At 41.3% G+C, this 13017-nt stretch carries 9 protein-coding genes; 6 read left to right on the forward strand and 3 right to left on the reverse strand.

Translation table 11 applies throughout. The annotated features are described in order from the left end of the window. The first annotated feature begins 619 nt into the window (after positions 1-619). Positions 620-826 (forward strand): hypothetical protein, encoded by a 207-nt coding sequence (locus tag ACFFRD_RS30100; protein WP_114082740.1) that lies wholly within the window; start codon positions 620-622, stop codon positions 824-826. Between the two features lie 328 nt (positions 827-1154). Here the strand turns inward: ACFFRD_RS30100 and nadB are convergent, their stop codons facing one another. The 3 genes from nadB to ACFFRD_RS30115 form a co-directional block, all read right to left on the reverse strand. Next, complete coding sequence (gene nadB / locus ACFFRD_RS30105) at positions 1155-2831, reverse strand: L-aspartate oxidase (protein ID WP_179074474.1); 1677 nt, start codon at positions 2829-2831, stop codon at positions 1155-1157. A gap of 278 nt (positions 2832-3109) precedes the next feature. Beyond that, positions 3110-3538: a photosystem II complex extrinsic protein PsbU gene (psbU, locus tag ACFFRD_RS30110; RefSeq protein ID WP_114082737.1), complete on the reverse strand. Its 429-nt coding sequence runs from the start codon at positions 3536-3538 to the stop codon at positions 3110-3112. A 562-nt stretch (positions 3539-4100) separates the two neighbouring features. Further along, on the reverse strand, positions 4101-4880 hold the full coding sequence (locus ACFFRD_RS30115; RefSeq protein WP_392479406.1) for a DUF3120 domain-containing protein: 780 nt from the start codon (positions 4878-4880) through the stop codon (positions 4101-4103). Positions 4881-5322: 442 nt separating this feature from the next. Here ACFFRD_RS30115 and ACFFRD_RS30120 point away from each other — a divergent pair, with 442 nt between their 5' ends. From ACFFRD_RS30120 to ACFFRD_RS30140, 5 genes are all read left to right on the forward strand, one after another. Beyond that, on the forward strand, positions 5323-6147 hold the full coding sequence (locus tag ACFFRD_RS30120; RefSeq protein ID WP_114082736.1) for an undecaprenyl-diphosphate phosphatase: 825 nt from the start codon (positions 5323-5325) through the stop codon (positions 6145-6147). A 104-nt stretch (positions 6148-6251) separates the two neighbouring features. Then, positions 6252-7589 (forward strand): TIGR03279 family radical SAM protein, encoded by a 1338-nt coding sequence (locus ACFFRD_RS30125; protein ID WP_392479408.1) that lies wholly within the window; start codon positions 6252-6254, stop codon positions 7587-7589. A gap of 97 nt (positions 7590-7686) precedes the next feature. After that, positions 7687-10518, forward strand: coding sequence for a family 10 glycosylhydrolase (locus ACFFRD_RS30130; protein ID WP_392479411.1), 2832 nt, complete (start codon positions 7687-7689; stop codon positions 10516-10518). Positions 10519-11090: 572 nt separating this feature from the next. Then, positions 11091-11591 (forward strand): hypothetical protein, encoded by a 501-nt coding sequence (locus ACFFRD_RS30135; protein ID WP_392479413.1) that lies wholly within the window; start codon positions 11091-11093, stop codon positions 11589-11591. A gap of 86 nt (positions 11592-11677) precedes the next feature. Next, positions 11678-12889: an EAL domain-containing protein gene (locus ACFFRD_RS30140; RefSeq protein WP_392479415.1), complete on the forward strand. Its 1212-nt coding sequence runs from the start codon at positions 11678-11680 to the stop codon at positions 12887-12889. Positions 12890-13017: the final 128 nt, after the last annotated feature.

A 13017-nucleotide genomic window follows, 5' to 3' on the forward strand; every position in this document is an offset into this window, starting at 1 on the left:
GATAATTAAAACTAAGAAGATAAGTGAAAAAGGAATTCATCATCAGAATTAATTATAAAAATAATTTTTTTATAAATTTTGTGTAATTATTTTTACAAACAAAAATATACCTATACTATACGGTATTCTAACCGTATTTTATAGTTCCATAGTTTTCAAAATCCTTATAATATAACAATTACGTTATTTTATCTTTATATATCTTTACTATAGTCAAAACATAACTATACAAGAAAATAAGTATTTTTTTATATCTTTTGAAATCTTGATTCGGCGAACATAGTGTTAATACTTAAAAGTATTAAGATATTATTAATAAATAGTGAATTAAGCAAAACGCTTATAGTAATCCATCAACATATCTAACTTTAGACTGATGTAAAAATGGCTAATTAAGAATATTACTTAAGTATAAGAACTATTTAATACCAGCAAATCAAGGTTGTCGTACAAGTAAACACCACAAGTACTTGTAAAGTATTGGGAATAATTTAATAAAGTTCAAATATTTTTTCAAAAATATCAGTAAATATACGTGAGTTAATAAAAATACGTTTTAAATGAAAAATTAGTAAATTTACTGCAACCTATGAAAACTAACTTCCGATTCACAAAGATTATGATACTCTGTATAAGTGCTTACGTACTAGTACCGAAAATTGCCGCTTCCACGAGCCTATTCGGTACTGCAAGTGCTAATACTGTTGTTACTACTAGCAGCAATACTTTAATTGCCCGCAAAGTCAATTCTCCAAATTTAAAAGACACATATATACCACCAAATTATGGTGGCCCTGACAGTCAGCATGGTAGCGGCACTCGCTGATGTCCATTTTTGATTTTAGATTGTCGGGCTGAAGTTCCGCCGACAGGGTTAGCAAGTCTTTTTCCTTTGGGAGATAGCAAGGGTAGTTTATTAAAAAAATTACTAGAACAGGGCTGTCCCTAACTCGGCCCATAATTACATAAACCTCATCTATGCTGAAACCTAGAGTTTTTTAAAAGATATATTTATGTAGGTTGGGTGGAGTGAAACGCAACCCAACATTACCACCTTATTTATGTTGGGTTACGCGATCGCTGCACCCAACCGACAAAACTACGGTTCTCAAGGTAAACGAGGTTTAGATGAGGAATGCGGAACAGAAGAATGTTCAAGATAATATTGGAGATTTCCACCAATGATTTCTTTGGACAAGTGTGTGAACTTGCCAATTGGGGTCTGGTTGAGGATAGTCTAAACGGAAGTGTCCGCCTCGGCTCTCGGTTCTAAAAGCAGCACTTTTGAGAATTAAATCAGCCACATCTAATAAATTGCGGGTTTCTGCCCAAAGCCGCAATTGTCGTTCAACATCTGGGAACTCAAAACTAGCTGATTCTGTTGGGTGTAAAGCAAGCAAGAATTGACTTAAAGGCAAAGCAGCGAAATCTTGCTGCCAAGATTCAACAGTCGCGATCGCAGTTTCCAACTTTGATTGCTCCCGACAAATACCAGCACTTTCCCAAACTAGACGTGGTAACTTCTCTCTGAGTGCTTCTAGTTGTGCTTGCTGGATGTGCCACTCACTAGGATCAATACTAAATTTCCGTGATGGCAACACTGGTGTTTCTGACGGCAACCCAATATTTTCCAACTCTATTTGGCTCATCTGGGCCCCAAAAACAATACATTCCAGTAGGGAATTACTGGCAAGGCGATTTGCCCCATGCACCCCGGTACTAGCAGTTTCACCCACCGCGTACAAACTCTTAATATTCGTGCGATTCATCAGATCCGCGACAATCCCACCCATCCAATAATGGGCAGCAGGCGCTACAGGGATTGGTTCATGGAAAACATCAATTCCCCAATGCTGACAAACTTTGATGATGTTGGGAAAGCGGTGACGAATCTTGTCGGCAGGGATGGGGCGCATATCCAACCACACATGGGCAGTTGCCAAATCAACGGCAGTACGTTGTAAATGGCTGAAAATGGCTCTGCTTACTATATCTCTCGGTGCAAGTTCACCCGCCGGGTGGTAGTCAAAGGCAAAACGCCGCCCTTCATTATCAACAAGGTGTGCCCCCTCGCCACGTACAGCTTCGCTAATAAGAAAGCGATCGGCACCAGGTTTAGTCAGGGCAGTGGGGTGAAATTGCACAAATTCCAAATCGCGGAGTATAGCCCCAGCCCGATATGCGATCGCTACCCCATCACCAGTACTCACAGCTGGGTTAGTGGTTTGGGCAAATACCTGACCGCCGCCACCAGTTGCCAAGATCACAGCACCCGCTTTAATCCATGTGATTTCACCTTGATAAAACAGGCTTATTCCCTGACAGCGATTGCTTTCAGGTTCCATCCACAAACTCAAAGCCAAAGCTTGCTGAATGACTTGAATATTCGGGCGACGTAATACTTGGGCGGTGAGAGTGGTTGTAACTTCCCTACCTGTAGTGTCCGCAGCGTGGAGAACACGGTTGCGAGAATGGGCAGCTTCTAGAGTTAAAGCCAAGGTTTGACCATGACGGTCAAAAGCAACCCCCAAGTCAACTAGGGATTGAATGCATTTAGGGGCAAGTTGGGCGAGAAATTCTACAGCAGTGCGATCGCACAAACCTGCACCTGCCCGGATTGTATCTTCAATGTGTAGCGTGGGAGAATCTTCCGGGGAAACGGCTGCGGCTATACCACCTTGTGCCCAATCACTAGCGGACAAAGCAACAGTTTCTTTGGTAATCAAGCCGACTCGCAAGGACTCTGGTAGACGCAATGCTGTGTATAGTCCAGCAGCACCAGCGCCGACTACTAAGACATCAAATTGGCTAGGAATATCTATCTGAGGCAAGGTAATGGGGGAGGGGGAGGGGGCAGGGGGAAGGGGAAGCAGGGGGGCAGGGGGAAGGGGCAGGGGGAAGGGGAAGCAGGGGGGCAGGGGAAGCAGGTGGGGCAGGGGAAGCAGGGGGAGACAAGGAAAAAATTTTACTTTGTCAGCTTGTCTCCCTTGTCTCCCTTGTCTCCCTTGTTTCCCTTGTCTGCCTTGTCTCCCTTGTCCCACCTCATCTCTAATAGAATAATCCCACTCCCTTGAATCAGGGGTGGGGTGCTATTGGCTACAACTGCAACTTATCTGTAGATACCGTTGTTAAAGCGATCGTCTCCTTCGTTGAAGGCAGGCTCTAGTTCTGTCACGGTAAACTTATCTAAGTTGGCTTGCAGAGTTGCTTTTTGGCGATCGCTCAATCCTGGAAGATCCAATACATCCTCTACATTTTTGTAGGGAGCATTTGTGATGATTTTCTTAGCCAAGGTGGGATAAAGACCTGGATACTGTTGAAAAGCTCGGACGTTGGTATTATTCAAATCAATTTTTTTACCAAATTCCGTTCCTAGCTTCTTATCTGCCCGATTCTGCCGCTCAATTGCCAGAATTGGCACTTGAGGAAGAGCAAAACTGTTGAAACTAGCAGCTTGGGCTATCTGAGTTGTTCCCAACCATCCCCAGCAACCAAGTAACAAACTAAACACTGTTAATAAACGCGCCAATCCTTTCACGATTTTCTACCTCTTTCCATCAAACAGAAATAAAAGTTTGAAGCTAACAGTGGTTGTTAGTCATTAGTCATTAGTCATTGGTCATACTCTGCGGTAAGCCGCTAATGCGTCTACGTGAGAGTGCCAAGGATCAAAGGACAAAAGACAAAACTTGATAGCTTAATTAACACAGCAGTCATCAGAAACTAATATACAGCGTATTAATATCCACAATATTTACCGTTACTGGGTTTGACTGGGGTTTTAGCAAAAATTTTTCTCGTGATCAGAGTGTCTCTATAGCTGTAATAGGCTTCTATCAATGATCCCGGTAGCATTCGCAACGAGACGAAATCTTTTCGGGGTGGCTGATTTTAGCTTCCAAGTAGAAACGAAGCCGTCTGATGTCTAATACCGAATAAACTAGCAAGAAGACTTGAGGCTGATGGACTGTTATGTAATATTTCTTAACTAATTAATTATTGACAGCATCATTCTTGATGTGCCATAGACTGACTGGAAAAAGTTTTGCTAAGAGAAGCCTAGAGGATCATTGCAATTTTGTGAATCATGCCTGATTTATTCACGCTGCGATCGCAGCTAACAAAAATAGGCTGTCTACTAAAATTGTGCTTAAAACTGCGCCACCAAAGGCATACCAGTGTTTTTGCTTCCCACCTAAAGCTAAAATCCCCAGTGTTAACAGCACTAAGGCGAGAGTTATGGCCCAAGTTTGTCCCCAAGGTGTTTGTACTTGCATCAGGGCATTTTGTAAGATTTGTGGTGCTAAATCTGCATCCACTCTCATAATTTGCCTCCAATAAGGCATCAAGTCTGTTAGATAAAAATATACGTCTGTTAAAACTGTACCGAGTAAAGATCCTAAATAAAACCAGCTACCAACCTTGCCCCAACTTTTCGCTAGACACCAGCAAGCAAACGGTAAACCTATAGATTCTACTGGCAGATGCCATACAGGTTCCCAACGTAACCAGCCCCAATAAATCGCCCCTGCTAACCAACTCCAGCTAAATCCTAAGAGCAAATCGCCCCAGACATAAGTTGCAGGACGTGACATTAAGGTAAAACTTAGCCACACCCAAAATGCTGTCAGCGCTAAACTGAGAGTTGGTAGCGATCGCACTATTGGCGCTTCAACAAATACTGGCACTGATACCAAAAACACCGCCGCCGCAAACACTAACCAATTTTGTCGGGCAGAAATAGATAAGGGCAAAGAGGGAGAAAAGGAGAGTGCAGATTCCAATTGCCTGATGCCATTCTGCCCAGTATCAGCCAAATCCAACTCAGTATCAATAGAAGGTGTAGAAGCAGTGTAGGAGGACAGTGTATTATTAATCAAAGTTTTTAATATTTGTTACTAAACTTTATCTTATTTAAGATATCACATTTTAAAATCCCCCCCTGGGGCATTGTAATTATACAGACATTTCCCGGAGTGCGGGTAGAGACTAATGAAAAAGTGGGGGAGCTGGGGGAGACAAGGGGGACAAGGGAGACTTATTCAATAATTCTCCCTTGTCTCCCCCCTCTTCCTTGTCCCCCTGATCCCTGCCCCATGACGGCATCAGTCCGCTAAATATTAAAGTTTGATGAACTGGGAAAATTTCGTTGACTTATTCAGGTGGGTGTAAGAACATGGTCAGCGTCTTAGATGATGTTATTGATCGGTAAAATCGAATTTTCTATAAGATATTAGGTGCAGTAGAGAGTATATAAAGCAACATCATCATCTAGACAATGTTCATAATCATGTCTAGAACAGGAAAAAGGTATTAATTGCTATGGAGTTTATTCAAGCTTTTATTTTGGGTATTGTTCAAGGTATTACAGAGTTTTTACCTATTAGCAGTACTGCACATCTCCTGATTTTTACCAAAGTATTTGGTTGGAAAGAACTAGGTTCTAAAGATTTTGTTGATGCCATTCAATTTGGCAGTGTTATCGCTATTGTAGGGTATTTCTGGTCGCTGATTTCTAGTATTATCAAAGGTGGAATCGAAGCATTCAAAGAGAAAGATTGGCAACGTGAGGAGTGGAAAATTCTAGTTGGTATTTTAGTCGGAACATTGCCTGCCTTAATTTTCGGCTTTCTTTTGAAAGACATTTTACCAGAGAGTGCATTAATTATTGCCATCATGTCAATCATCATGGCACTTTTACTAGCTTTGGCAGAAAAAATTGGTACTCGCAAGCGAGGTTTTGATTCACTGCAAATTCGGGATGGTATTTTAGTTGGATTGGGACAAACACTTGCTTTAATTCCGGGTGTATCTCGTTCTGGCTCAACATTGACGACTGCCTTATTTTTAGGATTAGAACGCGATACAGCAGCGAAATTCTCATTTTTGTTAGGGTTTCCAACTCTTACGATTGCTACACTGTATAAAAGTTTGAAAATCTTCAAATTATTTCAAGCCCAACAGTTACCAGATAACATTGTGGGATTGTTAATTGTGGGGATTATTTCAACCTTTATTTTTTCCTACCTATCAATTGCATTTTTGATCAAATACTTGCAAACCAAAAACACTTTGGTTTTTGTTTGGTATAGATTAGCATTCGGTAGCGCCATTTTAGCTGCGATCGCAGCAGGTTGGAAAGGATAATTAAATAATAGTCATTTGTCATTAGTCATTGGTCATTAGTCATTAGTCCAAAGTAAATGACTAATGCCCGATGCCCAATTCCCAATTCCCAATTCCCAATTCCCATGAATATTAATCCTGCCCGAATTACCAAGGTTCTACCAGACTCAATAGCCGAGGAGATTGGCTTTGAGGCTGGGGATGCGATCGTTGCAATCAATGGTACGCGTCCCCGCGATTTAATTGATTATCAGTTTTTGTGTGCGGATGAAGTTTTAGAACTAGAAGTTTTAGATGCTACTGGTAAAACTCATACCCTGGAAATCGAAAAAGATTACGATCAAGACTTGGGGCTAGAATTTGAAACTGCCCTATTTGATGGCTTAATTCAGTGCAATAATCGCTGTCCATTTTGCTTTATCGATCAACAGCCACCAGGTAAGCGCACCAGTTTGTACTTAAAAGACGATGATTATCGTCTGAGCTTTTTATACGGTTCTTATCTTACCCTGACCAATTTGCCAGAAAGAGAATGGCAGCGAATTGAGCAAATGCGCTTGTCTCCGTTGTACGTTTCTGTTCATGCTACAGAAGCTGATGTGAGAATTAGGCTGCTAAAAAATCAGCGTGCGGGACAAATCTTGCAACAACTGAAGTGGTTTCAAAAAAGGCGACTACAAATTCATGCTCAAGTTGTTGTTTGTCCTGGTATAAATGATGGCAAACATCTGGAACAAACTCTCAAAGATTTAACGTCTTTTCATACTGGTGAAGTCCCGGCGGTGGCATCGGTGGCAGTTGTGCCAGTTGGGTTGACACGGTTTCGGCCTCCAGAGGATGAACTTATCCCTGTAACTAGAGAAAAAGCTCAAGAAGTGATTTCTCAAGTGCAAATGCTCTCACGGCAATTTCGCCAACAATTTGGTTCTAGCGTTGTTTGGTTAGCCGATGAGTGGTTTTTGATTGCAGGTGAAGAATTACCCAGCGAGTCTGAATATGAAGAATATCCCCAAATTGATAACGGAGTTGGTTCGATTCAACTATTTATCAAGCAATTTGCCACCGTTGCAGCAGAATTACTCCCGCCAAAAGTATATCCTCAAAGAAAATTGACCTGGGTAGTGGGCAACGCCGTAGAAAAAGCATTTCAACCAATTTTGAAACGCTTAAATTGTGTTGAGGGTTTAGAGGTCAATATGCGTGCTTTATGTAGTGATTATTGGGGACAAAATATCAGTGTAACTGGATTACTAACTGGTCATGATTTACTTTTAAATTTAGAAAAGCAAGATTTAGGTGATGGGATCTTGCTACCCAATGTCATGTTAAAAAATGGGGAATTAGTTTTTTTAGATGATATGAGTATTGAGGAATTAGCTGGCAGACTAAATACAAGAATTTTCCCACTAGCAGGAGTTGAAGATTTAATCAAAACATGCGTTTCCAATTTTGTTCAGGTTTAGTTATCAAAGATCAGTTGTTTTTCGGAGGTAATTTATTGTTATGCTAGATGATAAATAAGAAGTAATGCCTAATAATTAATCCACTGAGGAGCCAGTAGTGAAGAATCGGAAAGAGTTTCATGAAAAGGCAAATTCTCACATAAAGAAAGCCGGATTCTTCATTTTAAGTTTTAACTTTTTAATTTTAAATAGTTTTAGTATTTTGCCAGTCACGGCAGCGACTGAAGAACCTGTATTGAGCGTAGTGCATAGCCAAGAAAATGCGAATCAATGGACAGGGATAACTGACCGCTTGCAGACAATCGGGGTGAAATATTGTGTAATTCCCCTAACAGATGTCAAGAGTGGTGCAGATTGGGGCGATCGCCGGGTATTATTTTTGCCAAACGTCGAGACATTAACACCAACCCAAGCGATCGCTCTTGAAGAATGGATGAGTAAGGGAGGGCGCTTGATTGCTAGTGGCCCCGTAGGTAGTTTGTCATCGCCAGGAGTACGGCAGTTATTGCGATCGCTCTTGGGAGGTTATTGGGGATTCAGCCTTAGTGAAATAGAACAGATCAAGCCCACAAAAACTAAGATTCCAGAATGGGCAAATCAAACTGAACTCTTTGGCAAAATCCGCGGCGGCGTTGTGATTCCTAATGATATGGGCACTGAATCTCCTGCTGTTTGGAATTCCAAAGATAATCCAGCCGCAGTAGTGACAACTGAGCGTACTACCTTTTTTGGCTGGCGCTGGGGAACAGATACGGCCTCAGCCGCGGAGTTAGATAATGCCTGGTTAAAAGCTTCTATCAATCATTATTTGACAGCGCTACCACCATCGAATCGGATGAAAAAAATAGCAGGAGGCTCGCCAAACTGCTCTACAACAGTAGCGGCTGCACCAAGGGAGCAGGGGGCAGGGGAGCAGGGGGCAGGGGAGCAGGGGAGCAGAGGGGCAGAGGGACAGAGGAGTAGTTCATCTCCCTCATCTCCCTCATTTCCTCCTCCTAAAACTGCTACTGCTCCCATACCGAGAGCGCTTCCTATAGTTAAACCACCAAGTTCGCAAGAGGCCATTGATCAGCTAGAACAGGCGGTGCGTCTAGATGTTGCACCCAACTCCAATGAGCCGATTGATAACAATCAAGCGATCGCTCTCCAGCAAGAGCTAGAAAATCTCATTGGCCGGGTGGAAAGCGCTCATTTAGCGGTGTCAGCCGATGCGGTTAAGGAAGGCCTTGGCATATCTGAGGGAAAACAGTCCTCTAGGCATCTGGAAACCTACACCGTCCAATCTGTCAAGGAGCAGCCAATACAATTAGCCTCAACTAAATTGGGGGGGCTAGCCACAAGCAAAGAACAAGCCTTGGCACAAGTCAGGGTAATTGCCAAAAACTTACCCCAATTGATTGCCCAAAAAAACTATGCTCTAGCTCGTCAGCAGTGGCTGGCAGCAAAGACAATTTTGTGGCAGCAGTTCCCAGTTGATCGGAGGTTGGCTCAACCAGAAATTCGGGCAGTTTGGTTAGATAGAGGGACGATTGTTCGTGCTGGTAGCAAGGCGGGACTAGTCCAAATTTTTGATCGCTTGGCCCAAACTGGGATTAATACTGTCTTCTTTGAAACTGTTAATGCAGGCTATACCATTTATCCCAGCCAAGTTGCAAAAGAGCAAAACCCCTTAATTCGTGGGTGGGACCCACTGAAAGATGCAGTGAAATTAGCCCATGAGCGCGACATGGAATTACACGCTTGGGTTTGGACTTTTGCTGCTGGCAATCAACGGCACAATGAGATTATCAACGTTAGTCCAAATTATCCAGGGCCAGTGCTGGCGGCTCATCCCGATTGGGCAAACTACGATAATCTTGGCAACATGATTCCCGTTGGTCAGACTAAGCCATTCTTTGACCCAGCCAACCCCGAAGTGCGGCAATACTTACTCAAGCTGTACGAGGAAATCGTTACTCGTTATGATGTGGATGGTCTACAACTAGACTACATTCGCTACCCCTTTCAAGACCCATCAGCAGGTCGAATTTATGGCTATGGTAAAGCTGCAAGAGCGCAGTTTCAGCAACTTAGCGGTGTAGATCCGATAAATATTTCTCCTAGCCAACTAGAACTATGGCAAAAGTGGACAACATTTCGTACTGAGCAAGTTGATAGCTTTGTTGCCAAAGTATCAGAGCAGTTGCGACAAAAACGACCGAATTTGATTTTGTCGGTTGCAGTATTCCCTTTGCCAGAACAAGAGCGGATTCAGAAAATTCAACAAAACTGGGAAACTTGGGCAAGGCGGGGAGATGTGGATTTAATCGTTCCCATGACTTATGCTCTAGATACTTCTCGCTTTCAACGACTAGCCCAACCCTGGATCGCCTCTAAACAATTGGGAGCTACATTGTTAGTGCCAGGAATTCGCTTACTTTCTTTACCAACAATCGGGACGTTCGATCAACTCCAGTTAGTAAGAGACTTGCCAGTCAGTGGTTACGCACTCTTTGCCGCAGAGAATTTTAATAACGATCTACAAAAACTTTTTATTAGTACCCAAGGCAGAGTTCAATCCAAGAGAAGTGAACCGATTCCCCATCGGCAACCTTTTCAAACTGCCGCCATCCGTTACACCGCGCTGCAACGGGAATGGAAGTTTGTTTTCCAAAATGACCCACCAGAAAGACCTGCCCAGACAATATCAGATTTTAACAACCAGGCAGAAGTTTTACGCAGTGCTTTAAATCAGCTTGCTGCTTCCCCTTCTCCTGGTAATTTACTGGTGGCAAAAGCCTCTCTAACTCGATTCCAGTCTCAATTTCGAGTATTGATGAGCCAAGAAATTAAGTCGAATTCCTATCAAGTCAAAGTTTGGGAAAATCGGCTTGTAACTATAGAAAGACTATTGCGTTACGGCGAACGGCGGGTGCAGTTGCATCCCTAGTGAAGAGGCATGGCAATACTTTTCGGATAAACCCAACAATCTCTCTTTTGGTCTGGCGAAAGCTTAAAGGGTAAGGAGTAAAGGCAAATTTAAACCCTTTCCATTTCCCCTTTCCCCCAAAACCCGAAAAGTATTGAGAGGCAGGGGAGTAGGGGGAGATAAAAGGGACAAGGGAGAATCATTGAACAAGTTTTTTCTTTGTATCTTCCCAATTCAGAACTACCAGGATATAAGCCACTTTGTAATTCTTAACACAATTTTTGCTGTGTTTATATCCCAAATATTCCTATTTATTTAGGGTCAAAATATTGGAGAATACTTAATATAAGCAGCTTTAGATAACTATTTTTTGATATATAAAACTAGAGGTAACACCAGTATCAATACTGCTCAGTTAAGCATTTTAACTCGAAACTGGGTTTGGGAAAAGGTTAAAGGGTAAAGGTTAAAGGTTTTTCCTTTCCCCTTTAACCTTCCCGTTTTCCCCAAAACCCGACAAGTATTGACACCAGTCTTAGTTCATTTGAGGTAGGATATCAAATTCTCGTTAAGAGACAATTACCCAAGTACAAATGGTCACTAGCACGCGCTATAGTACTGACAGACACGACAAATCGAATCACCTCATTGGAGTTTCTGTGAATAGTACCTCCCATGTAGCAGAAGTAGCATTGCGTGAGGGTGAAAGACGATTTCGCACTATCTTCAACGCCACTTTCCAGTTTATCGGATTGCTAATAGCAGAAAGCATCGTGCTAAAAGCGAACCAAATAGCACTCAACTTTAGCAAGCTACAACTACAAGATTTAGTTAGGCGTTCATATTGGGAAATATGGTGGACGCTACTTGAAAATTTTCAACATCTGCAATATTTATTCTTCTCCAGCCCAGCAGAAACTTACATCTGCAAGAATTGGGAAGATTTTGCTAGTAAATTTATGAACAAAAATGTTTTCGCTATCACGGGTTATCAAGTGTGGAAAACAGTTAAATATTCTGGCTTTTGGACTAGCCATTTCTATTCTATTATAAATGTTAATTGTAAAAAAAACTATAGCTATCTACAAACATAAAATCTTTGTCACAAGTACATCGGGATTTGGTACAAAGTTTACTGTGATTATATCATTAAATAATAAAAAATAAATTGAGGTAACTTATGCCCAAAATTTTAATAATAGAAGATGAGGAAGCAGTCCGTGAAAATATTTTAGATTTGCTAGAAGCTGAGGATTTTGAAACCATTGCTGCCGCTAATGGTAGGATCGGTGTGCATTTGGCTATCTGTGAAGTTCCTGACTTAATTCTCTGTGATATGATGATGCCAGAAATTGATGGTTATGGCGTTCTAAGCGCGTTACGCCAAGATCCATCAACGGCAACAATTCCCTTCATTTTTCTCACTGCCAAATCTGCCAAATCTGACTTTCGTCAAGGTATGGATATGGGGGCAGATGACTATATAACTAAGCCCTTTAGTCGGGCTGAGTTATTAAGTGCCATCATGAATCGGTTGGAAAAGCACGCTACTTTAAAAAGATATTTATCTACTCAGACTACAATTAACAACTTGTCTCCTAAAATGCAGTTGTTAGAAATTTGCTTGCACCGAGCTATCAAACAACATAAATTTCAAGAATTTGAAATTTATTATCAACCAATAGTCAATATTGCTTCTGGGAAAATAGTAGCTGCTGAAAGTTTATTGCGCTGGCAAAGCCCAGAATTGGGGATAGTTTACCCAACAGAATTTATCCCGTTAGCAGAGTCTACAGGTTTAATTGTCCCAATCGGTAAATGGGTATTAAAAAGTGTATGTAAACAAATAAAAATCTGGCGTGATGCCGGAATTAATTCCTTGATTGTTGCTGTCAATCTGTCAGTAATTGAATTTAATCAACCAGATTTTATTAAAAAAATAGTCAATTTTATAACTATTAATAATTTGGAACCAAATGACTTAGAGCTAGAACTAACTGAAAGTATGATTATGCAAGACGTAAATAGTGCGATCGCTACTATGAGCAAATTGCAATCCTTGGGTATCAAAATTGCGATCGATGATTTTGGTACAGGCTATTCTTCTCTAATCTATCTTAAAAACTTACCAATTAATACATTAAAAATCGACCGTTATTTTATCCATAATGTTGCTAATGATCCCCAAAAATCAGCAATTACTAAAGCATTAATTCAAATGGGTCACAATCTCAATCTAAATGTAATCGCTGAAGGTGTAGAGACGGAAACAGAACTTGCTTTTTTGCGTCAACAAAACTGTAATTCTATGCAAGGTTTTCTATTTAGTCGTCCATTACCAGCAGCAGAGTTTGAAAATTTTTTATTGACTAACAAATGCTTATATGCATAAAGATTGGGAATTGGGCATTGGGAATGGGGAAGGGGGAATTGGGAATTATTTTCCTAGTCTTTAATATTCTGATAGTTTTACTAAGTAAGAAAAATCGGACTTTAGACTGGTGACAATTATTAAGTCTC

This window comes from Nostoc sp. C110 (assembly GCF_043099725.1).
GTDB lineage: Bacteria > Cyanobacteriota > Cyanobacteriia > Cyanobacteriales > Nostocaceae > Nostoc > Nostoc muscorum_A.

Bases quoted from the DNA above. Each gene is read 5' to 3' on its own strand.
- ACFFRD_RS30100 (WP_114082740.1), top strand. From the start codon at position 620: ATGATACTCTGTATAAGTGCTTACGTACTAGTACCGAAAATTGCCGCT.
- ACFFRD_RS30120 (WP_114082736.1), top strand. From the start codon at position 5,323: ATGGAGTTTATTCAAGCTTTTATTTTGGGTATTGTTCAAGGTATTACA.
- ACFFRD_RS30125 (WP_392479408.1), top strand. From the start codon at position 6,252: ATGAATATTAATCCTGCCCGAATTACCAAGGTTCTACCAGACTCAATA.
- ACFFRD_RS30135 (WP_392479413.1), top strand. From the start codon at position 11,091: ATGGTCACTAGCACGCGCTATAGTACTGACAGACACGACAAATCGAAT.
- ACFFRD_RS30140 (WP_392479415.1), top strand. From the start codon at position 11,678: ATGCCCAAAATTTTAATAATAGAAGATGAGGAAGCAGTCCGTGAAAAT.